The organism is Desulfopila aestuarii DSM 18488 (genome assembly GCF_900143695.1).
Taxonomy (GTDB): domain Bacteria; phylum Desulfobacterota; class Desulfobulbia; order Desulfobulbales; family Desulfocapsaceae; genus Desulfopila; species Desulfopila aestuarii.
Genome location: NZ_FRFE01000039.1, coordinates 1 through 22625, shown reverse-complemented (window position 1 = coordinate 22625; position 22625 = coordinate 1). Strand labels below are relative to the sequence as shown.

Genomic DNA, 22625 nt, shown 5'->3' with positions numbered 1-22625 from the left:
ACAACCCCCGACGGTCTAACCGTCGGGGGTTGTATTTATTGTATTGAATAAAGACGTAACTATCAGTACTGATCCATATTGGCAAATTCAGCGTCTTCCATCCACTGCTCAGGGCGGGAGACAAACTCAATGACGTTTTCAAGAAGACGATAGTGACGGCGCTCTTCACGGGCAAATGTGAGCAGGATATTCTTTTCGTTCTCATCAGCCGCTTCGGCAGCCTTCTTCTCATAGAAGGTGTAAGCCTCTTCTTCCGCCTTCATCGCTTTCTTGTAGGCTTCGACCTGGGCGGTATCATCGGATACCTGCAGGCCTCCCTTGGCCTTCATCTCAGTGAAGATGTTTTTGGCCTTTTCCAGGACATTACTTTCAACCGCTTTGGCCGCCGTTTTTTCATGGAGGCTCTTGAAAGTGTTGTAGTGGATCACCTCTTCGTCCGCCAAGGTGTTGAAAATCTTCTTGAGCCCGGCGTCCTTGGTCTTCTCTGCAATTTCACGGTAAAATTTCTCACCGTCTTTTTCCATCTGCATGGCAAACTCGAACACATTCATACACTGACCTCCTTGAGGTTGACTTGGAATTTCGGAAGATACACCGACCAAAACACAACACCCAGCAGTATACATCATCAGATTCCTTTTTGCCTAACGTATATTGTCGAATATCAACCTCCTGCAATACTGGTGCAAGGCATTTTTTTCGTGGTATAGTGTCATCCCTGCAGAGTAGCAGAGATACCGGCAACCCTATGTCCCAACTCAACCATCACAAAAAAAATGACAGACTCCACGTTCAACCTTACCCACCATATCCGCTCGATTCCTGACTGGCCCAAGAAAGGTGTTATTTTCCGCGATATCAGCTCGCTTCTCGAAGACAGACTGGTGTTCAGGAAAACCATCGATCTCTTCGTCCATCGCTACTTCACCACCCGGATCGACGCCGTGGTCGGTATCGATGCCCGAGGGTTCATCATCGGCGCTCCGCTCGCTTATGAACTGAACGCCGGCTTTATTCCGGTGCGCAAGAAAGGCAAACTCCCCGGCACCACTATTTCCGAATCTTACAGCCTCGAATATGGAGAAGCAGAGGTGGAGATCCAAACCGACTGGTTGAAAAGGGGCGACCGGGTAATCCTGATAGATGACCTGATCGCTACCGGCGGCACCATGCTGGCGGCGGCAAGCTTACTCCAGCAATTAGGGGTAGAGATCGTCGAAGCGGCAGCCATCATCGACCTCCCCGATCTGGGCGGCAGCAGGAAGTTGAAAGAGGCGGGAATAACGGTCCACGCCTTCTGTGAATTTGAGGGAGACTGAAGGTAGGGTTACATACAGGCAAGCCAGCTTGTCATTCACCGACGATAGGTACCATCGCAGCATCTGAATCCTCAATTTTGAGGGCCTGCAGCAAATCATCAAGCCCTGTTTCGAGATTGAGCAGCTGCGTTTCGGAAAGCTTGGCAAGAGCAGTATTGAGTTCCCCCTGATGAGGAATCGGCGCCTGAACCAGAAGGTTCTGCCCCTTTTCCGTCAACGAGAGATGCACGGAACGTTGATCAGATCGGCTCCGGTCCCTGGCGATAAGCTGCATATCCTCAAGCTTATCGAGCATATTGGAACAGGTGGAAGGGTGAATGGAGAGAGCCCCAGCCAACTCGGAAACCTTCAGACCAGAATTTGCTGATATTTCATGTAACATCCATATCTTGGCGCTACTGAGCCCGCATGCCTTCTCAACCTTTTTGGCATGCAGCTGCACAGTCTTGAACAATATGCGGAGCTGTCTGGTAATATGCTGTTCGTGTTTATTCTTCTCCATTCACACTCCTGAAATATTGACCATAACAAGTAATTACTCCTCTTTTATCACCTGTTACACAATTTATCAAAAAAACAATAGGAGCACTGAATAAAAACTTTCGCCGGAGAAACACCTCTACTCAATTTCATTCTGATCCGAGACGTTTCTCCAGCGAAACCGAAGACAACTGGCCAAGCCTACATTTTCACACTTCTTGCATCTTCAAGCCAGCTGTTCCACTTCTCCTGATTTTTCGCGATCCACTCATCTACGTGGCTTTCAATATCCTTCTGGCTCTTTTCACCTGCGTTCATTCGGGCATTCTGCTCGCTTATATCGGCAAGCGGCAAGGTGAACACCTCAAAAAACCGTTTTGCTGCTGGATTTGCCTCCATAAATTTGGTGTTCGCCACAATCTGGATATCGGAAACAACAAAACCAAGCTTGACCGGATCGGAGACCGCACCAGGAACTCCACTCACGGTCATTCGTTCCTCACCGACCGCCTGTGCTTTTGTCGGCTTAATTTCCGGAACATTGATCCACATCACATCTTCGCCCGGCTTCAATTTGAATATGGTCCAGTTTGGCGCCCAGGTGTAGAAAAAAACCGGCTCGCCAGCCTTATATTCGGCAATCGCAGAAGCCATTCCGGCTTCATAGGCGGCCTTCTGAGGATTGATATGATCACCAAGATCATACTCTTTCATGTGGTGGGCAATAACATTCTCACATCCCCAGCCTGGAGGACAGGCAACCAGGTCGGCTTTGCCATCGTTGTTCTTATCAAACGCCTGCTTCACTTCATCCCGCTTGAAGTCTTCCAGAGAGGAAATATTATATTTTTCCACGTATTTCTTGGAAACAAGATAACCCTGCAGGCCGCCAGCTTTCACGACGTAGCCAACTTTTTCAGCCTTGTCATAAAAATTCTTTGGCAACTGGCTGTCATGATTCGGAAACCAGCCATTGGTCCAATAATCGACATCACCCAAGGCCAAGGATTTGTAGAAAATCGGATTCGTAAGATCTTTTGGTTTTTTCACTTCATAGCCCAGAGTCGTGAGACCACGACGTACAAGTGCTTCCTGGAAAAATCCGGTATTCCAGGTGGCACGGGCCGGTTGAACAGTCACACCTTCACCTGGCATTGTATCATTTGCAAATGCTGTGAAAGTGCTGGTTAGGGTTACGGCCAGAGCGGCGCCAATAAATACATGCTTCAACATTTTACTCCTCCTCATTTTTTCTTTTGTGTCCCAAGAGACTGGGTAATTCTATCTAAGACAATAGCGACAAGGACAATGGAAAGGCCGCCAATAGTTGCAACACCAATGTCCAGGGTGTTCAGGCCAAGCACAACAGGGGCCCCCAGGCCACCGGCACCAATCAATGCCGCGATAACGACCATCGACAATGCCATCATAATGGTCTGGTTAAGCCCTGCCATAATGGTTGGCAGAGCAAGTGGAATCTGGACTCTCGTCAATACCTGCCAACTGGTGGCACCAAAGGCCAGGGCGGCCTCAACCAGTTCAGGATGAACTTGACGAATGCCCAGGCTGGTCAGGCGGATGATTGGTGGGAGTGCAAAAACAATCGTCGCCAGCACTCCCGCTACATTACCGATTGAAAAAAGCATGACGATCGGTACCAAATAGACAAAAGCCGGCGTGGTCTGCATCGCATCGAGTAGCGGCCTCAAGGCACGCTCAAAGTTATCACTGCGACCAGCGCAGATCCCCAGAGGAATCCCGGCAAGAGCACAGAAAACAACTGAACTGATCACCATCGACAGCGTGATCATGGTGTCCTCCCACAGACCCAATAAACCGATAAACAGCATAGTAAAAATGGTCAGTATCCCAAGTTTAACGCCAGATGCACGCCAGGCAACAACACCGAGAAGCAATATGACCACAATAGGAGGAATAGCCACCAAACCTCCCTGGATAGCCGACAAAGTCACCTCGACCGGCCACTTGATGGCCTGAAAAAAAGGACGATACCCCTCCACAAGCCAATCAACAAACTGAGTAACCCAAACGTCGAGAGGGATTACCTTTTCTGTAAAATTCAACATCACGCAGAAACTCCTTCTTCAAGCGATTTCTCTTCCTGGGTCTGCTGGGTACCGTTACCGGCTCGGTGGAGGGTTCGAAGGAACCGGTTTTTCGAAACCACACCCAGATAGATATTTTTTTCATTCACAACCGGCACCGGCCAGGTATTCGAGGCAACGTAGGGCAGGATATCCTGTAAACTTTCGGTTTCTCCAACTTTGGTAACACCCTTGATGAAGGCTTGATCGATCTTTCTCGCCCCCCGTTCCAGTGCCTCGCGCAGGCTATCGGTCGAAACAATACCGTTGAAACGGCGCTCAGAGTCTATGACATAGCCAAATTCCATATCGCGGTTATTGAGCATCTCAAGGGTCATGCGGATGCCAGTTTCAGCGGTATGCCAGATGACCGTTGGTTGGTTGTCCCGGACGATATCTCCAGCAGAAATGACTCCGGTAGGATCAACCCCACGGAAAAAAGCCCGCACATAGTCATCTGCCGGGTTTTGCAATATCTCCTCAGGAGTGCCGACCTGCACCACACGCCCGCCCTCCATAATGGCTATGCGGTCCCCGATTCGTAAGGCTTCATCAAGATCATGCGAGATAAAGACGATGGTCCGTTCATGACGGTCCTGGAGCTTTAACAGCTCCCCCTGCATTTCGGTTCGGATAAGTGGGTCAAGGGCGGAAAAAGCTTCATCCATCAACAAAATATCCGGATCCACCGCCAGGCCGCGTGCGAGCCCGACCCGCTGCTGCATACCTCCACTCAGTTCACTCGGATAGGCATTTTCCCAACCTTCAAGGCCCACTTGCTTCAAGGCATCAAGGGAACGTTCATAGCGCCGGGTCTTCTCAACCCCATCAAGCTCAAGACCAAAAGCAACATTATCGATTACTGTCTGGTGGGGCATCAAGGCGAATGATTGAAACACCATGCTGGTCTTCGACCGGCGGTATTTCACCAACTCCTGCTTACTCATTTTCAACACATCCTCACCATCAACCAGCACCTCACCAGCAGTTGGCTCGATCAACCGGTTCAGCATGCGGACAAGCGTCGATTTACCGGAGCCGGAAAGCCCCATAACAACGAAGATCTCACCTTTTTTTACGGAAAAGCTGGCATCCTGCACACCAACTGCCAACCCGGTCTCCTCATAAATCTGCTCTTTGTTCTTGCCCTCTTTCAAGAGCTGCAGACCTTTTTCTGGATCCTTACCGAATATTTTGTACAGATTCCTGATTTCAATTTTTTGCATTGTTTATCCGTTTGGGTCAAATCAGAATAACGTTTCGTCGATGAGCTCCTGCGAAAGAAACACCCGTGCAGTCATCCCAATGTGACAATTTTAATATTGTGGAATATTATTTTAGCGAGATACTAGTTTCGACAAAACGTTCCGTCAACCCCTCTGATAAAGGTGGCTCAAAACGATTATGCACTAAGTAACTATTTTTTCATGTTTTACATGACGGAACTTTATTTTTCTGGCTATAGTGACTGAAGAAATGGCTGTGAACGACCTCACTCAAGCTACCGGGATGCATTCTGGATAGCTCGTCCCCGTAAAGTGTTTGCCCTCTTTCAGTGACGTCACTTTCCTCATCATTTTGGAATGCGACACAGCAAGCAACACCTTTTAGAAGTTAGGCAACGAGACGCGAAAGACAACAATGAAAGGTCGATTGGATCAATTAGACCTTGCTGGCGCTCACAATGAACATGAAGGAAGAACCGAACAGGAAAATAGTACTCTTCAGATCACCTGCTCCTGGTATCTGACTTCCCAGGTGATATCCATGATCTTTTTATACATCATCGAGACACTACAATATTTCTCCTGGGAAAGCTCTACCGCCCGCTCAAGTTTTTGCCGATCAAGCTCTTTCCCCTTGAAGGCATAGATAATATGCATGGCCGAATACACTGACGGGACCTCATCCGTAAGTTCCGCCTCAATTGTGATGAGCAGATCGTCGATTTCCACCCGCATTTTTTTTAAGATCTCGACAACATCCACTCCGGTACAACCGGCAAGAGCAACCATCATCAACTTTTTGGGGCTGGCACCGCGTTCTTCACCACCGAACTCAAGCGGAGCATCGGTCACCACGCTGTTCTTGCCAACCTGGGAGATAAAAGCCATCTTCTCTTGCCAACGTGTCTCTATAGAAGTTTTCATTTCAGCTCATTCCTTTATAAATGAATTACTCTGTTTGAGTTCAACCTCAACAGCAACCGATATCCGTTTGGTGTTGAATGCACGACCACTCAGCGAAACGTCTTAAAAGTCCTGTTCAATGTAATGCATCCTTATCAACAACCAAGGTGGACAAAGCACTAATGACGCCCTACAATCAATGGATTGATTGAATGTGAATCGGAACAGATACCATACATAAAGCTCAATACCAAGATGACAATGAAAGACGCTTCCCTACGCATACTGAATATTTTTCTGCTGACACTTTTCCTGGCCCTGGTTGCAATTCCTCCACAACTCCACGCTGAAGAACCAGCCAGTGCAGTTGACATCTATTTCTTCTACAGCGAGACCTGTCCACACTGTCATAAGCAGATGGAACTTATGAAACCGCTGTCAGAAAACAACCCCGAACTGAAGATACACTTTCACGAGACATCGCGGGATGCCGAAATCTGGCAAAAATTCATGAAAGATCATGATATCATCGCCGGCTCAGTACCCCGAACCCAAATCGGTGAAACGGCTTTTATCGGCTATTCTGAAGATGGGGAAAACCTCCAATATTCCGAGCAATACAAGGCCTATTTTGGCAACCCCACCCAAATTATCAAAGCCATCGAGAAAGAGCTCGGTCATAAGGTCGAGCTTGGCGCGTTTGTCCGACCGGCGGCGGTAGACAGGATTCTGCCGCCTTACTGGCCACTGGTATTCCTCTTAATCTATATTTCCAGCTATTTTGTCCTCAAGAAAAGACTCACAAAAAACAACCGGATGCGTATCTGGCTCGGTGGCCTCGCCGCCACCTTTATTGTCAGCGTCTTCCTGCTGCTTGGGAACATCCCCGATACCCGTATCCAGGCCTGGGCTGAACAATTCCCCTATCCGCTCTTTGTTTTCACCATCGCTCTGGCTGACGGTTTTAACCCCTGCGCCTTCACCGTACTGATCATTTTGTTGAGCCTGCTAACCCACACTCGGGGAAGAAGAGACATGGCGCTGATCGGCCTCACATTCATCGCGACTTCAGCCATCATGTACTTCCTCTTCATCATGGTCATGGTCCTTGTCGGCAGCCTGTTCATTGAAAAGTACGGCCATATTCTGATGGTGACGCTCGGCATTATTGTGTCGATCGCCGGGATCATCAATATCAAGGACTATTTCTTTCTCCACCAGGGCTTCTCACTGGGGCTCTCTACCCAGCAACAGGCCCAGTTCGGCAAAAAGGCTTCAGCAATTGTTCGGAATCTCAAGCAGGGCAGCGGCCGTCTCGCCCTGGCGCTTACCGCCACTATCACGCTTGCCATCTTCGTAAACATCATTGAGCTCGGCTGCACCGCCATGCTTCCGGCGGTCTATATGACCACCCTGGTGAAAAAATTCAGCGACTACGCGAGTTATGGGCTTTGGACCGGGTTTTATGCCCTGGTCTATGTTATTCCCCTGCTACTCATTCTTGGCAATTTTATCTATCTTTTCAGCTCGGTGCGCATCTCGGAAGAAACCGGGCGACGGTTGAAACTCGCGGCGGGTTCCTTCATGCTCTTTTTCGGTATCATTATGATCTTTCGCCCGGGCCTGCTGAATTTTGGCTGATCGCCCACTGCGCCGAAAAAAGCGACGCTCACTGGAGTACCATGACCTGCCTGTGATATACTCTTCATATGGACAGAAAATCGGCATGTTGTCCACCCGTCCACTCGAGTAAAGGAGAAGACTATGCAGACACCGGTGCAGATTCAGTTCATCAACATGGATTCCTCAGAAGCTGTCGAACAAGCCATAGAGAAACATGCAGCCAAACTTGAACAGATGTTCCCAGACATCCAGAGCTGCCGGGTCAGAATCGAAGCCCCTTCCAAAAAGAAAACCAAAGGTGGCCTGTTCCATACCCGGATAGAGATCAAGCTGCCCGGAAAGGAGATAGCGGTCAATCGCAACCCAGACCTGCACCACTCCTACACCGACGCCTACGTCTCGATTCGCGACGCCTTCAAAAGTGCACAGCGGCAACTGGAAGCCCAGGTAAAAAAGATACAGGGCAAAGTCAAACTCCATGAGGAGAGCGGCAGTACCGGAAAAATATCCTCACTCTATCTCGACAACGATTGCGGCTGGATTACCAGCAGCGACGGCTATGAGATATACTTTCACCGCAACAGCCTGTTGAGTGACAACTTCGACAGTCTGAGCGTCGGCATGGCTGTTCAGTACATCGAACACGAGGACAGCGAGGAACTACGAGCAAGCAGTGTACGGGTGATCGGGCAATAGACAGCTATTGCCTGAATACCTGCGAGAGCAGAATAACCGGCCAACTGGCAGCTCACACGACGAGACCCAGCAGAAAAGCTAACTTTTCCCTGGGTCTCGTATCGAAGTGTCGCAGAAGCTCTGGACAAATACATGGTGTCGTTTTTGTTTCAGGTCTTGAAGTTGTTGACCAGACTGCTGAGTTGTGAGGCCAGTGCCTGAAGCTCCTCTGCTCTTGATTTCACCCTGCTGCTGCCTCCTGAAATATCACTTGCTGCACTGTTGACGCTTGAAATATCCTCCGAGATCGTCGTAGCAACCATTGAACTCTGATTGACGTTTTCATTGACTTCTGAGAGGCCTTGCGAGGCTTGAGAGATATTCCTTGTTATCTCCTCGGTGGCCGACAACTGCTCGTTCACCGCCGTACTGATTGACCCGATAATGTCGTTGACGATATTGATAACTCTCGTGATCTCTTCGATATCGACAACTGTGGTTGACGTAGTTGTCTGTACTTCACTAATCTGACTTTTAATATTGAGAGTAGCCTCGGCGGTCTGCTTTGCCAGTTCCTTGATCTCATTTGCCACGACAGCAAAACCTTTACCAGCTTCGCCAGCCCGTGCCGCTTCGATCGTTGCGTTTAAGGCAAGCAAATTGGTTTGTTCGGAAATTTCGGTAATCGCCTCCGTCACCTTACCGATGGCCTGGGCAGCTTGTCCCAACGAGTCCATCTTCACCGATGCCTTCTCCGCTTTTTCAACCGCATCTGCACTTATTGAGCGTGCTTCTTCTGACTTCGTTGCAATCTCATTGATGATTGTGGTCATCTCCTCCGAGGCACTCGCTACCATGGCCGTATTGGTGGTTGACTCTTCCATTGCTGCAGCAACACTGGTCAAGTTAGCAGTCATCTCTTCTGCCGCCACTGCGACATTATCTGCACGCTTGGCGGTTTCGTTTGAATTTTCCGAAAGACTGGTGGCAATAGAGGTCAACTCTTCGGAAGAATCACCCAAAGATCTGGTGTGATCTGCAATCTGACCAATAATCCCCTGAAGTTTTTCCACAAAAGTATCGAACCATTTTGCCAGATCACCAATTTCATCCCCGGTTTTAATAGCTAGACGCTTGGTCAAATCTCCCTCGCCTTCAGCAATATCGCGTAATCCGACAATTGCAAGATTAACCGGCTGGGTAATGCTCCGGGCGGATATAATAGCTATAATAATGCCGAGTACAATACCGACGACTATGGTGATTATGGTAACGGTGTCTGCTCTTTTGGCCGTTTTCATCGAACTTTCATGGGCCAGTCCGGCATACTGTTGGGTTAATTCGGTAAGGTTGTTGATCTGGTCCCGCATTTTTTCAAACTTCTGGCTTGCCTCTCCCAAAGTGAGATCAATTGCCAGCGTTCTTCCAGCACGGGTATCACTGATCCGGCCATCGACTATTTGCCTTGACAAAGCGTACCACTCCTCATACCCCTTGTCAAATACCGCTATCATTTCAAGCTCTTGAGGACTAAGCCCTTCTATTATCTTATATTTCTCCCATCGTTCTTTCACCTGGCCGGCATTGGTTTCATATTCTTCAACCAGTTTTTTAAAATCTTCCGATTTGGCGTTAGCAAAAATCATTGAACGTTCCGCAACCAGCATCTGCTGGAGGTCGCGGTCAATCTCGAGCAATAGATTGACCGCCGGCATTCTTACCGAGAAGATATCTGTCAACTCATGCTCCATATTGCCAATACTGATATAGCTCATCACCCCCAAAACACAGATGACCACAATCATCAAAGCAAAACCCAAAAGCAGCTTGAGGCGAATTTTTAAATTTTTAAGGAAATTCATAGCATCACATCCTGTTATTTTTCAGGGTAACAAACTCCGCAACAGGTCGACAATTATGAAAGCATTCAAACGACCTCTACTCTACCTTCTCCACATCAATACCGAAGGTAATGGCTCCAATAGCCTTGCCTGCCTCCATCACCGGTACCGAAACCTGCACCAGGTAGGCCTGTGAACTGTCATCGAATTCCACTTCATCGACGAACACAGCCCCGGCACCATCGGCAAACGATTTTGCGAATTTTGCTTCATCACCTTGCCAGTAGTCTGAAGTTTTCCCCGTCATTGCCACATTGGCACCTTGATTATCCATAACGAATATCTCGGCAAAATAGGCTTGCGATCCAAGTATCTCACCTAAATGCTTGCCACACGCCGATTCCATCAACGACTTCATATAAGAGTCAACTCCAGCGGTCTCCTGCCACTTCTTATCCATAGCTTTAATGTCATCAAGCGATTTGCCCATCGCATTCTGCTCCTTTACTGCGGCAACGATTACCGGGTCACTCCCATATGCCGCCAGCTTGGTTGCGGCGAGATCCTTCACCGCTTGAGGAGCCTCCTCAGCAAAAACAACACTGCTTCCCAAAACACAGATGAAACCGACAAGAATGATGCTTATGAGCTTTTTCATTATTATCACCTCTTTTGTGTTGATATTTCCCGGACGCTACCGATTGAATACCAAAAAAGAAACAAAAGTCAAATGAGCTGGAGAAAAATACATCACGGTATTTTCCGCTTCATGTCAGGAGAGAGGAAGGTGAAATAGAACCTTCTTTTCATGATGATTGCAGGAGCACTATCGAAGAACTATCTGGGCTTATTGGGAAATAGCAAATTGACTATAGATTGTGACGGTACGACAATACGCCTCACGGCCTTACTTTTTTCACTGAAATACCAAACCAGATGAAACTCCCGGTATTTAAATGTCAGCCTCAAGGCCAGAAGAAAAAGAACAACAGGCAAGGTATAAAAAAAAATCCGGAGTAGCAGCATCTTGGCTGTACTCCGGATCTTTTTTTATATGGAGATTTTACTATAACTTTACGGAAAACAGATCTTCAAGACGTCCGCAAAGGTCGAAACAAAATAGGCCGTGATTCCCTCTTTGACATGCTCAGGCAGCATTTCAAAATCGCCCTCATTTTCTTTAGGCAGCAGCACTTGCTTCACATTCGAACGCTTCGCGGCGATGATCTTCTCTTTCACCCCGCCGATTGGCATTACCAGGCCGCTCAAGGTCAGTTCACCGGTCATGGCGGTATCAGCCACGATCGGTTTATCCATGGCAAGCGAATAGAGCGAACAGGCCATGGTAATACCCGCTGACGGGCCGTCCTTGGGTGTGGCTCCGGCCGGTACGTGCAGGTGGATAAAACTATTCTTGAAAAATTCCTTTGCCTTTTCGTTATCCTTCAAGAAGGAACGGACATAACTGTAGGCAATCTCCGACGACTCAACCATGACCTTGCCAAGCTGACCGGTCTGCTTAAATCCCGGATTGCTGGACGGAACCGGAATCGACTCAATATAGAGGGTCGCCCCACCCATGGAAGTGTAGGCAAGCCCACGAATGACTCCGACCCGCGGCTTCGCAAAGGCCTTCCCTTCGGTGAAAACCTGTTTGCCGAGAATATCCTTGAGCTCTTCTTTCTTGATCTGAACAACGGCGTCAGGGTCGGCAACAATCCTTTTGACCCCCTTTCGGATGATCTTTTTGATGCAGTTTTCCAGACCACGCACCCCGGCTTCACGGGCCCAGCCATCGACAATAGCCGTCAACACCGGTCGTGAGATTTTCACCTGCTTATCGGTTAAACCATGCTGTTTCAACTGCTTGGGCACCAAATGTCGAGCGGCAATCTCCACCTTCTCCTTTAAAATATAACCGGGAAGCTGGATCATCTCCATCCGGTCAAGCAGAGGTGCCGGAATAGTATCCAGCTGGTTGGCAGTGCAGATAAAGAGCACCTTGGAGAGATCGAATCGCACATCAAGGTAATGGTCAAGAAAATCCTTGTTCTGCTCAGGATCAAGGACCTCAAGCAGTGCGGATGCCGGATCGCCCTGGAAGCTCGCACCGATTTTGTCGATCTCATCAAGCATGATGACCGGATTGGAGGTCTTGCAGGTCTTGATGGCCTGCAGGAACTTGCCCGGCATAGCACCGATATAGGTCCGGCGGTGGCCTTTGATTTCCGCCTCGTCGCGCATACCGCCCAGCGAAAAACGGTAAAACTCGCGGCCCAGGCTCTTGGCGATGGACTGACCGATGGAGGTCTTACCCACACCCGGAGGACCGGTAAGCAGGATAATAGAGCCGGAGAGATCGCCTTTGACGATACCAACCGAAATCAGCTCAAGGATGCGTTCTTTTACATCTTCCAAACCGTAATGATCGCGGTTGAGGATCTTTTCCGCCTTGGTGGAGTTATAGTTGTCCTTGGTGTAGATGCCCCAGGGCAGAATGGTCAGCCAGTCGAGATAGGTGCGGCTCACATTGAATTCCGCTGACGATGGCCCTAAAAGCCGCAGTTTCTCCAACTCTTCCTTGATCTTATCTCGCGCCTCCTCAGAAAGTACCAGTTTAGTCAAACGTTTTTCATATTTTTCTATCTCGCTCTGGGTGTCATCTTTGGCAAGCCCCAGCTCTTTTTTTATCTCCTGCAGTTGCTGCTTTAAGAAAAACTCACGTTGCTGCTTGGAAAGCTGCTCTTCTATACGTTTGGAGATCTGGGCCTTCAACTTCGTGATCTCCAGCTCTTTCTTGAGGAGAATAAGCGATGCCTCGATCCGCTTGCGAACAACTTCAAGCTCAAGGATTTTCTGAATATCCGCTCCCGATGAAGTGGTCATGGACGCCGAAAAATCGGCAAGGGCACTTGGATCGCTCAGATTGATACGCTCAATAAGCAGCGAAAGCCCTTCTTTAAAAAGCGGGTTCAGTGCCACCAACTCCTTAATGCAGTCGATGATGGCCACCGAATAGGCTTTCAATTCCTCGGTGTTCTCGATCTTCTTTTCATACAGATAATTGACTTCAGCATAAAATACCGTGTCTTTCCGGTAGAGATGCAACACCTCAAACCGTTCGATGGCCTGAGCCATCAGCTGCAAAGGCTCATCACCTTTGGGAGGGGTCGCCTGGACAATGCGCACCACAACACCCACGTTGAAGAAATCATCCGGGTCCTCAGGACGTTTGGGCATTGAGTCTTCCGTCGGCCGTGTCAACAAAAGACCAAGGTAGAGCGGTCCACCCTCTTCGCCCCGCTCAAAGATCGCCTGCTGGATCTTCGGGTCGTCAACGATAATCGGCCCCATCATTTTCGGAAACATCGGCCGATCGTGTAAAGGAATAATCAACAGATTTTCCGGCAGTGTATCAGTGGAAACTATAAGAGACTTTTCGCTTGTCTCTTTGCCAGCTTCGTCCTCCGGAGAATCGATTCCATCCGGGGTCAAAACGGTTGTTTTTTCATCCATGCAGCCTCTCCTTTTTTTGGAATTTCCAGATTCAAAAACAGACAAAAATATATAGGAAGACAGTGCCTCTTCGTTTTTTCACACCAGGAAAATGTTGTTCTTTTCATTTACGGCACTGCACCTGATCTATCAAGTTGACTTTCATTTTCAATAGCATTCCGGGAACTTTTCAACACAACAATCGTGCTGTTCCACTATGAAAACAGAGGTAATCACTCCTTTACGGGTTGGGTAGAGCCTATCTTCGAAAAGCGATGAAAAAATGTCTTTTCATTCTCGTTCGTTAGTCACCAGCAATCAGATTGAGCAGCTCACCTTCGATCAGGCAATTGCTGGCCAGCAGCCCGTTTTCAAGATAGTCGGAACCGCCTCCAAAATCGATCACCCGCCCGCCGGCCTCGGCAACCAACAGGATACCCGCCGCATAATCATAGAGCTTGAGACCCTTCTCCCAGAATCCGTCCATTCTGCCCGCAGCAACCCAGGCAAGATCCAGGGCCGCCGAGCCATGCCGCCGAATATCCCGGGCCTTAGGGGCGACCCGTGCAAACATCTCTAGGCTCTCATTCACCTGCCCGTCCCGAAAAGCCGCAAAACCTGTGGCCAACACTGACTGACTCAGTTGCGACCTCTCCGACACCTTGACCCTCCGGCCATTCAATGTTGCACCCTGTCCTTTCTCCGCCGCAAACATCATGTTCAGCACCGGGCCATATACCACACCAGCCACACTCTCACCGCCCTGCTGAAGGGCGATACTCACCGAATAACCTGGCAAACCATGCACATACGAGTTAGTGCCATCAATGGGGTCGATTACCCAGCAGCTGTCGGTACTGCCCGTCGATGTTCCCCGCTCCTCACCCAAGATACTATGATCCGGATATTTTTTTTGAATCTCGTGACGGAGAAAATCCTCCACCTTTCTGTCCACCGGTGTCACCAGATCGCGAACGCTTTTATATTCCACCTTGCTCTCGGCCATAGCTTCAGCCTCGTGCAGCGAGATCGCTCCGGCTTTTTCCGCCATCTCCATCATGAATTTTATCAGCATCTCAATAACCCGATAAAGTTATGTATTCTCCTCGCGCTCCTTTGCCTTTTTCTGTATCATGGTCATTATATAGCAGGGCGATTGAATTACCAGCCCACTCGCACTTTCTGCTGCAGAATGCTTTTTTCTTCGCAGAAAGTGATCATAGATATTTTACGGGCCTTGCCTTTATACCCTGCTGCCACGGTCGCCCGCATTCCCATCGTACACCCTGACACTGAGAGGACTGCCATGCCATCCAACACGTTTACAAAGATCCTCACCGCCAACGGAACCGAATACTCTTATTTCGACATCTTTGAGCTTGAGCGCCAGAATATTGCCAAAATCAGTCGTCTGCCCTACTCCATCCGCATCCTGGTAGAAAACCTCATGCGTAAAAACGACGGTAAAATAGTGCGGGATGAGGATGTCCGAACTATCGCCAACTGGCAGGCCAGCTATACGACCCCAATGGAAATTCCTTATCACCCCGCCCGAGTGCTGATGCAGGATTTTACCGGTGTCCCGGCCGTGGTTGATCTCGCCGCCATGCGCGATGCAGTCAAAACGCTTGGCGGAGATCCGGCCAAAGTCAACCCGCAGGTACCGGTTGAACTGGTAGTGGATCACTCGGTACAAATCGATTATTCAGGAACCAGTGAAAGCCTGACGCAGAATGTCGCCAAGGAATATGCACGGAACAGTGAACGCTACAAGCTCCTGAAATGGGCACAGAAGAGCTTTGATAATTTCAAGGTTGTCCCCCCCAATTCGGGCATCTGTCATCAGGTAAATCTGGAACATTTGGGCCGGGTAGTCATCGCCGCACCAGATGGCGGCACCACTCTCGCCTATCCCGATACGGTGGTCGGCCTCGACTCCCACACCCCGATGATCAATGCCATCGGCGTCATGGGGTGGGGCGTGGGTGGTATTGAGGCGGAGGCTGTAATGCTCGGTCAGCCCTACTATATGTCGATTCCTGAAGTGATCGGCGTTCGTCTCACCGGCCAACTGCAACCCGGCGTCACCGCCACCGACATGGTGCTGACCATCACCCAGATGCTGCGTCAGTTCAAAGTGGTGGAGAAATTTGTCGAGTTCTTTGGTCCCGGCCTGGCCAATCTTTCCATTCCCGACCGGGCCACAGTCTCAAACATGACCCCGGAATATGGCGCCACTCTAGGCTTTTTCCCAGTGGACGCCATGACTCTGCAGTATCTTGAAATGACCGGTCGCTCCAAACAAGCCGCGCTCGCCGAGGTTTATAATAAAGCCAACGGCCTCTTTTACGACGGTGAAGAAAATATTGAGTATACCGCCCGGCTCGAACTCGACCTCTCAACCGTTGAACCATCGCTGGCGGGTCCCGCCCGACCGCAGGACCGCATCGCGCTCTCCGGCATGAAAAATGCCTTTGGTGACAACACAGGAGCCTCCCAACCGCAGGCAAACATCACATTACCAACCGGCCAGGAACAGCTCACAAATGGCAGCGTGGTAATTGCCGCCATCACCTCATGCACCAACACCTCTAACCCATACGTGTTGATGGGTGCAGGATTGATGGCCAAGCGGGCGGTACATCGCGGTCTGAAGGTACCGGCCTATGTGAAGACCTCTTTTGCACCGGGATCAAGGGTAGTCAGCAGCTATCTTGAAGCGGCCGGCCTCATGCCCTATTTCGAGGCACTTGGCTTTCACATCACCGCCTTTGGCTGCACAACCTGCATCGGCAACAGCGGCCCACTGAATCCTGAAATCGAACGGGCGATACGCGAGAACGATCTCAACGTGGCAGCAGTACTCTCAGGTAACCGCAACTTTGAGGCCCGGATTCACCAGATGATCAAATCCAACTTTCTCGCCTCACCTATGCTGGTGATGGGTTTCGCCCTGGCGGGACGAGCCAATATCGACCTCACCACTGAGCCGGTCGGTTTCGACCCCAACGGCCAGCCTGTCTACCTGAAAGAACTCTGGCCCACCGGCGAGGAGATCGAGCAACTCGTGAAGGCTCACGTTACCCAGAACAGCTTCACCCTTCAGTATGCCAAAATCTTTACCGGCGACGAATTCTGGGATGGACTTGAAGTCGCGGAAAGCACCACCTATGCCTGGGATTCTGACTCCACCTATATCAAGAATCCACCCTATTTCGAAGGATTCACCCAAGAGCCGAAATCTCCTGGTAACATTCAGGATGCCAGGGCTTTTCTCACCCTTGGTGACTCCGTCACCACCGACCACATCTCACCCGCCGGCGCCATCCCGGCAAATTATCCGGCTGGTCAATACCTGCTGGGCCAAGGGGTGAAAGAAGAAGATTTCAACTCCTACGGCTCCCGACGCGGCAACCATGAGGTGATGATGCGCGGCACCTTCGGCAATATCCGGATCAAGAACTTGATGGTCGCTCCCAAAGAAGGAAGTTTCACCATTAAACATCCGGAAAAAGAGGAAATGTTCAATTACGACGCTGCCATGCGTTACCAGAAGGAGAGTGTTCCGCTGGTGGTACTTGGGGGTAAGGAATACGGCACCGGTTCGTCACGAGACTGGGCCGCCAAGGGAAGCAGGCTACTAGGTGTGAAGGCGGTAATTGCCGAGTCCTACGAGCGTATCCACCGTAACAACCTGGTTGGCATGGGCGTTTTGCCGCTGATCTTTTCACCTGGTGATTCCATCGCCTCCCTTGGCCTGAAAGGTGACGAACTGTTCTCCATCGAAGGACTTGAAAAAATGGAACCCAGAAAGAAACTGCAGGTGAAAGCCGTTGGCACAGACGGCAAAACCATTACATTTGAAGTCATCTCCCGCCTCGACACTGAAGTAGATGTGATCTACTTCGAGCATGGCGGCATATTGCCTTATGTTCTCAGACAGATGATGGCCTAACACCATCCAACAACCCGAGCATGCCTTGCAGACCAAGGCATGCTCTGCTCGCAACTCATCCCCACCTTTTCCACTTGCCTGAACGTGCTCATCCGGATGTAAGAAACGAACAGAGTTTTCCTGAGACGCTTTGTCTTGCCAGAATGCCTGGTTGATGTTTTTTGCTAACCGGAATTTGAGGGGTTCGATTGGAAAAACTATCGAGCATCAGCGTCGCAAGAAATGGAGCAACTTTTCAATGATTGCTTTGCCTGAAAAGACGGTGACCAAATTCTGGGTAATCAGGAATACGCTTTACGCTACCAGGCCGATTATGGTGTGGAATTGCCAGTCATCACCTTGATTTTAGCAGTTTTGCTCAAATGGGTGAGGCCACCTTTCTGAACCTTTTGGGCGACAAGTTTCCCTTATGGAAAAATGTGCTCACTCTTGCGAATCACCACATTGTGGCATATTTTTTCACGATAGCGATCTCGCTTACACCAAATGATGATGTAGAAGACCAACCCTGCTGTATAACTTTGACGGGAAGCTACGGTCTTTAGCACAAGACAGCCGGGTCGCCATTATCAGGTGGTAACCCGGCTTTTTTTAACGAATGGCCACAGCGTGAACAATGAGGCAGGCAAGGAAGGTTGATGTCATCCATCCATAGAGGTCTACAATGTCGACAGCAACAGAAGAAAAGATTCGGGAGTTACGGGCGCGTTTTCGCGGCAATGTGCTAATGGCCGGAGAGCACGGCTATGAAACAGCGCGGAAGGTTTGGAACGGCATGTTTGATAAGCGGCCGCTCCTCATCGCTCGTTGCGTGACTACGGGCGATGTGATCGAGGCGGTGAAGTTCGGCAGGGAACACAAGATGCTGGTGGCGGTCAAGGGCGGTGGCCACAACTCTGCGGGCAAGGCGACATGCGATGACGGCCTCATCATCGATTTGTCGCCCATGCGTAGAGTGCTGGTGGACAGGGAGGACAATCACGTCCGGGTCGATGGTGGTGCCCTGCTGGGCGACATGGATAACGAAACCCAGCTTTATGGGCTTGCCGTCTCTGCCGGCATCGTCTCTCATACCGGCGTTGGGGGCCTAACCCTTGGCGGCGGCTTTGGCTGGATCAGTAGAAAGCACGGGCTCTCGGTGGACAACCTGCTCTCAGCCCAGGTGGTGACGGCCGAAGGGGAGCTGCTGACCGCATCGGCCACGGAGAACCCGGATCTTTTCTGGGGCTTACGGGGCGGCGGCGGTAACTTTGGCATCGTCACTTCTTTCACCTTCAAGGGCGCCCCCATTGGTAATACGGTTTTTGCCGGGATCATCGCCAAAAAGTTTCAAAATGCAGCGGACTATATCGCTTTTCATCAGCACTATGTGCGAACCCTGCCTGACGAGATGACCGTCTGGATGGTGTTGCGTAAGGCTCCACCGTTACCTTTTCTGCCCGAAGAGGTGCACGGTAGTTTGGTGGTGCTGGTGCCCTTCGTCTATCTCGGCAGTGAAGAGGAGGGCGGACGCTTGATACAGCCACTGATTGACCGGACAGACTCCCACGGCATGATCACCGGCATGATGCCATGGAAGGAGTGGCAGTCGGGGTTTGACGGACTGGTTGACCATGGTGCGCGAAACTACTGGAAATCTCACCACCTGACCTCGCTCTCCGAAGAATGTGTGAGAGAGATCCTTACCTTTGCCGAGCGGTTACCCACCGAGGAATGCGAGATATTCATTCCCCATATGGAGGGGGCACCCGCAAAGGTCGCGGCCGACACCACAGCCTTCGCCCACCGTTACACACCATTTGTCCTCAATATCCACACCCGCTGGCGGGAAAAGAGCGACGACGAGCGTTGCCTGGCATGGGCCCGGGAGTTTCATGAGGCGACCACCCGCTTTGCCCACGGAGTCTACGTGAATTTCCTCAGCGATGAGGGCAAGACGAGGGTGCGGGATGCCTATACCGACGAGGTGTGGGAACGGCTTGTGCGGCTCAAAAAGAAGTACGATCCCGACAACTTCTTCCGTCTCAACCAGAACATCGAGCCGACCGGCTGAGATTCGGCTAAGGGAATAATATGGATGTCGACACCGTCATCGCCAGCCAGCAGCAGGAAATAGAGGAGCTGCGACGGGAGAATGGCTATTTGCGGCATGCGGTGCAGGCCAGTCAGCGGATTGAGTTGATCATGGAGAGCAGCAACGCCATTCTCTTTCGTCGGCTGGCTGCCAAAGATCCCGGGAAGCGCAAGATGGTTTATGTGTCGCCCAACATTTCCCGATTCGGTTATACCGCAGGGCAGTTCCTCAGCGGCGAAGTGATGTTCCGGGACCTGGTCTACCACGAGGATTCCCCCAGGACCCTCAAGGAGATCCGAGAGTTTGTCGAGCAGGGAGTGGAATCCTACACCCAGTTTTACCGCATTGTCACCAGGGAAGGGGCGGTGCGCTGGGTCGAAGACCGCACCTCCATCTATCTCGATGAACTGAGCGGGCTACGTTACCATCAGGGCATCGTCATCGACATCCATGACCGGAGAGTCATCGAAGAAAAGCTGGCACGAAGCGAGGAGCGGCACCGCCGAGTAATCGAGACCACCGCCGAGGGTGTACTTTTCCTTGATGGCGACGGGGTCACCGTGGATCTCAATGAAGCTTACGAGCAGCTTACAGGGCGGCCGCGCAAGTATCTGCTCGGCCGGCAGCCGGTGGAGATCACCCCCTCACTCAGAACCTACCAGAAACGGCTTGACCAGAACGATGGTCAACTTGTCTTCGAGGCGGAACTGGCGAGCGCCCATGGCAAGCGTATTCCTGTACTGATCCATCTCGGTGCCGTGGTTCTGGAAAGTGGCAGGCCCCTTGGAGCAGCCGCGTTTATAACAGATATCTCATCCCAGAAAAAGGCCCTTCTCCTGGCAGCCGAGGTCCAGCGCGGGCTGCTGCCACCGCAACCGCCGGTCATCCCCTACCTTGATATATCAGCCATGAGCGTTCCCTGTGACGAGGTGGGAGGCGACTATTTCGATTATTTTCCCGATATGGCGGGGAGGAACGACCTGGCCGTGGTAATCGGCGATATCTCCGGACATGGGGTCGATGCCGCCCTTCTGATGTCGAGCGCCAGGAGCTACCTGAAGGCCTGCCATGGGCAGTCCGGTTCGCCTATGGAACTGATTGGTTCTTTGAACCGCCACCTAGTAGGGGACATGATGGAGTCCGGGAGATTCATGACCCTTTTTTACTTAGTAATGCGGGAAGAAGGAACCAGCCTTGAATGGATCCGGGCCGGCCACGATCCAGGCCTGCTCTACAACCCTGACATCGATCGTTTCACGGAACTCAAAGGGCCTGGTGCGGCCCTGGGCATCGATGCAGAGTTAGCATGGCATGCCCAGCGGCTGGATGGACTGGTCAAGGGGAGCATTATCCTCCTGGCAACAGACGGCCTCTGGGAGGCGATGAACGATGATGGCCAGATGTTTGGCAAGGAGCGGCCCAAGGCCATTGTCCGGGCGAACAGGGACCATGACAGCCGGCGGATCCTCCAGGAGCTGACGGCAGCCCACCGGGAGTTTTGTGGAGATACGCCGGTGGCCGATGACATGACGATGATAGTCATTCAGACCTGACCGTGGGCCGATGATGTTTAGAAAATGTCGAAATCAATGTCGACGGTACGCCGCTCAGTGATATGTAGTCGCGTTTCAAGAAAATCCTGAAAATATCAGGTATCCCAGCAGAAACTGAGCAATCATAGCTGACAGATATAGAAGGGATCGCTTCAGATAGCGGAAAATATCGTACGCGAAACTTACTTGGTAGCATAGAGCATATCCGCGACTTGCATCAGCACCGGCTTTCTTTACTCTCCGAGCCCAGGGTGATCAGGAATAATCCCAGCTATGCGCTCACAAGACAGGGGTAATAGTGTTCATGGATAAGGACATGCAAGCGTCAGAAGGTCATGCTTGTCAATCTCATTACCTGTTATTCGATCATGAGGTCATGAATTATCTACAGTCAGAGACTGCATTTTTCCTGTTAGGAATTTGAAAAACAGAACTTCCTTGATTCAATAGACACCTCAAGTTTCCAAGAAGAGTCATTGAGGAAACCTTAGTCTTGCTAATATAATCAAAATTTTTCCGGCTACGTGACGCAGGGACGTTCATCAATAATGTTCTGACTCCGCTTCACTCAATTGTGATTGGAAAGATAGTTGGATTTCCCCCCATATCTAAACAAACCCAGCAGACAAAGCAGAGCCTAAAAAATCAAAGCCCCTGCATGAAAAACACAGCTGGGCTTCATTGCATGGTAGAATGCCGCGAAATCCTTTGGTGGGTTATGTACCTTTGTTTTGATGGACCCTATGTTGTTGAACCTCACGAGGGAGGCTTCTTGAGCCATGTTATTTGATTCCTCCACATTAACATGTTTAATATATTAGGCTACCGGAGACCTTTTCACCAGTTCGAAGACTTTCCTAATTTTTAATTTATTGCAAATTCTTGGAAAACTGATCGACCAAGCTGTCTACCCACTTTTCCAACAGGGGCTCAATTGCGTTCACGGGGTCATTCTTTAATCTATTAGTACCAACCTGCCCCAGATCAGCGCCTCTAACTCTTGCTGCCACGACCTTACCCGTGGCTTGATCTACTGCTTCAACCTCGAAAAAGATAACCAGATCCTTATCCCGTACTCCACCTACTTCCATAGCCGCAGTCACAGCTAATGTAACAGGAAGATACTGGTAAACTTCTAATTCCTCAGAAGAACTTGACACACCCGACAACGCAGAGCGTATTTTCAAGTCGCCGGTTCCTTGCCCCTTAAACCCCTTTGAAAAGGCTGAGTTGAGCCTGTCGGCGATAAAGGCGGTAAGCTCTTCTTGCTGGCTCGCTTCAAGTGTTGAATGGTCAAGTAGTTTTTGAGAAAGATGCACCTGAACCGGGGCAAAGATAATACGGCCATAATTTTTTAGTGCAAAACCCGGCTCCAT

The 22625-nt window shown here is 50.4% G+C and carries 17 protein-coding genes; 6 read left to right on the top strand and 11 right to left on the bottom strand.

Features of this window, described 5'->3' with window-relative positions; genetic code table 11:
* Window positions 1–62: 62 nt before the first annotated feature.
* The gene (locus BUF15_RS23170) at window positions 63–551 is read right to left on the bottom strand and encodes a ferritin-like domain-containing protein (RefSeq protein ID WP_073616281.1); all 489 of its coding nucleotides are present in this window, start codon (window positions 549–551) and stop codon (window positions 63–65) included.
* 225 nt (window positions 552–776) lie between these two features.
* Between BUF15_RS23170 and BUF15_RS23165 the strand changes: the two genes are divergently transcribed.
* Entirely contained in the window at window positions 777–1319 is a 543-nt protein-coding gene (locus tag BUF15_RS23165) for an adenine phosphoribosyltransferase (RefSeq protein WP_073616279.1), read from the top strand.
* 31 nt (window positions 1320–1350) lie between these two features.
* Here the strand turns inward: BUF15_RS23165 and BUF15_RS23160 are convergent, their stop codons facing one another.
* The 5 genes from BUF15_RS23160 to BUF15_RS23140 all read right to left on the bottom strand — a co-directional run bounded on the left by BUF15_RS23160 (window position 1351) and on the right by BUF15_RS23140 (window position 6054).
* The gene (locus tag BUF15_RS23160; protein ID WP_073616278.1) at window positions 1351–1821 is read right to left on the bottom strand and encodes a MarR family winged helix-turn-helix transcriptional regulator; all 471 of its coding nucleotides are present in this window, start codon (window positions 1819–1821) and stop codon (window positions 1351–1353) included.
* A gap of 179 nt (window positions 1822–2000) precedes the next feature.
* Entirely contained in the window at window positions 2001–3032 is a 1032-nt protein-coding gene (proX, locus tag BUF15_RS23155) for a glycine betaine/L-proline ABC transporter substrate-binding protein ProX (protein WP_073616276.1), read from the bottom strand.
* An 11-nt stretch (window positions 3033–3043) separates the two neighbouring features.
* On the bottom strand, window positions 3044–3886 hold the full coding sequence (locus BUF15_RS23150) for an ABC transporter permease (protein ID WP_073616274.1): 843 nt from the start codon (window positions 3884–3886) through the stop codon (window positions 3044–3046).
* On the bottom strand, window positions 3886–5130 hold the full coding sequence (gene proV / locus BUF15_RS23145) for a glycine betaine/L-proline ABC transporter ATP-binding protein ProV (RefSeq protein ID WP_073616272.1): 1245 nt from the start codon (window positions 5128–5130) through the stop codon (window positions 3886–3888). Before proV ends, BUF15_RS23150 begins: the two co-directional genes overlap by 1 nt.
* A 498-nt stretch (window positions 5131–5628) precedes the next feature.
* On the bottom strand, window positions 5629–6054 hold the full coding sequence (locus BUF15_RS23140) for an OsmC family protein (protein ID WP_073616270.1): 426 nt from the start codon (window positions 6052–6054) through the stop codon (window positions 5629–5631).
* A 240-nt stretch (window positions 6055–6294) separates the two neighbouring features.
* On the opposite strand from BUF15_RS23140, the gene BUF15_RS23135 reads away from it, so the two are divergent.
* Entirely contained in the window at window positions 6295–7674 is a 1380-nt protein-coding gene (locus BUF15_RS23135; RefSeq protein ID WP_073616303.1) for a thioredoxin domain-containing protein, read from the top strand.
* Window positions 7675–7797: 123 nt separating this feature from the next.
* On the top strand, window positions 7798–8352 hold the full coding sequence (locus BUF15_RS23130; protein ID WP_073616268.1) for an HPF/RaiA family ribosome-associated protein: 555 nt from the start codon (window positions 7798–7800) through the stop codon (window positions 8350–8352).
* 149 nt (window positions 8353–8501) lie between these two features.
* Here BUF15_RS23130 and BUF15_RS23125 read toward each other — a convergent pair whose 3' ends face one another.
* The 4 genes from BUF15_RS23125 to BUF15_RS23110 all read right to left on the bottom strand — a co-directional run bounded on the left by BUF15_RS23125 (window position 8502) and on the right by BUF15_RS23110 (window position 14742).
* On the bottom strand, window positions 8502–10193 hold the full coding sequence (locus BUF15_RS23125; RefSeq protein ID WP_073616266.1) for a methyl-accepting chemotaxis protein: 1692 nt from the start codon (window positions 10191–10193) through the stop codon (window positions 8502–8504).
* Between the two features lie 76 nt (window positions 10194–10269).
* The gene (locus tag BUF15_RS23120) at window positions 10270–10830 is read right to left on the bottom strand and encodes a cache domain-containing protein (protein ID WP_073616264.1); all 561 of its coding nucleotides are present in this window, start codon (window positions 10828–10830) and stop codon (window positions 10270–10272) included.
* Between the two features lie 416 nt (window positions 10831–11246).
* Complete coding sequence (gene lon, locus BUF15_RS23115; protein WP_073616262.1) at window positions 11247–13688, bottom strand: endopeptidase La; 2442 nt, start codon at window positions 13686–13688, stop codon at window positions 11247–11249.
* A gap of 283 nt (window positions 13689–13971) precedes the next feature.
* A complete protein-coding gene (locus tag BUF15_RS23110) occupies window positions 13972–14742 on the bottom strand; it encodes an inositol monophosphatase family protein (protein WP_073616260.1) in 771 nt (256 codons plus the stop codon).
* Window positions 14743–14973: 231 nt separating this feature from the next.
* Between BUF15_RS23110 and acnA the strand changes: the two genes are divergently transcribed.
* From acnA to BUF15_RS23090, 3 genes are all read left to right on the top strand, one after another.
* Window positions 14974–17622, top strand: coding sequence for an aconitate hydratase AcnA (gene acnA, locus BUF15_RS23105; protein ID WP_073616301.1), 2649 nt, complete (start codon window positions 14974–14976; stop codon window positions 17620–17622).
* Window positions 17623–18286: 664 nt separating this feature from the next.
* The gene (locus BUF15_RS23095) at window positions 18287–19675 is read left to right on the top strand and encodes an FAD-binding oxidoreductase (RefSeq protein ID WP_073616256.1); all 1389 of its coding nucleotides are present in this window, start codon (window positions 18287–18289) and stop codon (window positions 19673–19675) included.
* Window positions 19676–19695: 20 nt separating this feature from the next.
* Window positions 19696–21249: a PP2C family protein-serine/threonine phosphatase gene (locus BUF15_RS23090; protein ID WP_073616254.1), complete on the top strand. Its 1554-nt coding sequence runs from the start codon at window positions 19696–19698 to the stop codon at window positions 21247–21249.
* Between the two features lie 869 nt (window positions 21250–22118).
* Here the strand turns inward: BUF15_RS23090 and BUF15_RS23085 are convergent.
* Window positions 22119–22625: DUF3313 family protein (locus BUF15_RS23085; RefSeq protein WP_073616252.1), on the bottom strand; the 507-nt coding region annotated here is incomplete at its 5' end.

Excerpts from the sequence above, each read along its gene's own strand:
- BUF15_RS23090 (WP_073616254.1), top strand. The coding sequence starts at position 19,696 with ATGGATGTCGACACCGTCATCGCCAGCCAGCAGCAGGAAATAGAGGAG.
- BUF15_RS23170 (WP_073616281.1), bottom strand. The coding sequence starts at position 551 with ATGAATGTGTTCGAGTTTGCCATGCAGATGGAAAAAGACGGTGAGAAA.
- proX (WP_073616276.1), bottom strand. The coding sequence starts at position 3,032 with ATGTTGAAGCATGTATTTATTGGCGCCGCTCTGGCCGTAACCCTAACC.
- BUF15_RS23135 (WP_073616303.1), top strand. The coding sequence starts at position 6,295 with ATGAAAGACGCTTCCCTACGCATACTGAATATTTTTCTGCTGACACTT.
- BUF15_RS23160 (WP_073616278.1), bottom strand. The coding sequence starts at position 1,821 with ATGGAGAAGAATAAACACGAACAGCATATTACCAGACAGCTCCGCATA.
- BUF15_RS23120 (WP_073616264.1), bottom strand. The coding sequence starts at position 10,830 with ATGAAAAAGCTCATAAGCATCATTCTTGTCGGTTTCATCTGTGTTTTG.
- acnA (WP_073616301.1), top strand. The coding sequence starts at position 14,974 with ATGCCATCCAACACGTTTACAAAGATCCTCACCGCCAACGGAACCGAA.
- lon (WP_073616262.1), bottom strand. The coding sequence starts at position 13,688 with ATGGATGAAAAAACAACCGTTTTGACCCCGGATGGAATCGATTCTCCG.
- BUF15_RS23095 (WP_073616256.1), top strand. The coding sequence starts at position 18,287 with ATGTCGACAGCAACAGAAGAAAAGATTCGGGAGTTACGGGCGCGTTTT.
- BUF15_RS23165 (WP_073616279.1), top strand. The coding sequence starts at position 777 with ATGACAGACTCCACGTTCAACCTTACCCACCATATCCGCTCGATTCCT.
- BUF15_RS23125 (WP_073616266.1), bottom strand. The coding sequence starts at position 10,193 with ATGAATTTCCTTAAAAATTTAAAAATTCGCCTCAAGCTGCTTTTGGGT.
- BUF15_RS23150 (WP_073616274.1), bottom strand. The coding sequence starts at position 3,886 with ATGTTGAATTTTACAGAAAAGGTAATCCCTCTCGACGTTTGGGTTACT.
- proV (WP_073616272.1), bottom strand. The coding sequence starts at position 5,130 with ATGCAAAAAATTGAAATCAGGAATCTGTACAAAATATTCGGTAAGGAT.
- BUF15_RS23130 (WP_073616268.1), top strand. The coding sequence starts at position 7,798 with ATGCAGACACCGGTGCAGATTCAGTTCATCAACATGGATTCCTCAGAA.
- BUF15_RS23110 (WP_073616260.1), bottom strand. The coding sequence starts at position 14,742 with ATGCTGATAAAATTCATGATGGAGATGGCGGAAAAAGCCGGAGCGATC.
- BUF15_RS23140 (WP_073616270.1), bottom strand. The coding sequence starts at position 6,054 with ATGAAAACTTCTATAGAGACACGTTGGCAAGAGAAGATGGCTTTTATC.